The organism is Pectobacterium betavasculorum (assembly GCF_000749845.1).
GTDB classification, from domain to species: domain Bacteria; phylum Pseudomonadota; class Gammaproteobacteria; order Enterobacterales; family Enterobacteriaceae; genus Pectobacterium; species Pectobacterium betavasculorum.
The window spans coordinates 1-808 of record NZ_JQHM01000046.1; the positions used below are offsets into that span (position 1 = coordinate 1).

Consider the following 808-nt stretch of genomic DNA (forward strand, 5'->3'; position numbering starts at 1 on the left):
TTAATCACGTTATCGCTGGTGACATCGTCGATGGTAATGGATGCTACTGGTGCCACGGTATCCACGCCGTAAGTATGAGTGGTATTCGCAGTGGTGAGGTTGCCTGCATTATCACGCGTGGTGACCGAGGCACTCACCTCGCCATTGGCGGCCAGCACAGCACCGGGAACATTGACGCTCCAGGTCTTACCATCCGCATTCACCGTGGTCTGGTAGGTCTCGGTGCCGACGGTAACGGTAATCGCATCGCCCGCTTTAACATCGTTATCGACCTGACCGATGACCGCAATCGTCTGGCCGGACTCGGCTGTGTTAACCACGTTATCGCTGGTGATATCGTCGATAGTAATCGACGCCGCTGGCGCATCGGTATCCACGCCGTAAGCGTGAGTAGAGTTTGCAGTGGTCACGTTACCCGCCGTATCGCGCGTGGTGACCGTGGCGCTGACATCGCCATTGGCGGCCAGCACCGAACCCGGCACATTGACGCTCCAGGTCTTGCCATCGGCATTCACCGTGGTCTGGTAGGTCTCGGTGCCGACGGTGACCGTCACCGCATCATCGGCCTGAACCTCATTGCCTACCTGACCCGTAACAGAGATCGTCTGGCCGGATTCGGCCGCGTTAATCACGTTATCTGACGTCACATCGTCGATGCTAATCGATGCTACTGGCGCCACCGTATCCACGCCGTAAGCGTGACTGGTATTCGCCGTCGTCACATTACCTGCGGTATCACGCGTGGTGACCGTCGCGGAGACATCGCCATTGGCGGCCAGCACCGCGCCCGGCACATTCACGCTCCAGG

1 protein-coding gene is annotated in these 808 nt (G+C 58.8%); it reads right to left on the reverse strand.

From position 1 onward, the window contains the following. The coding region (locus KP22_RS21000; protein WP_039326309.1) for an Ig-like domain-containing protein at positions 1 to 808 on the reverse strand (808 nt) is incomplete at both ends.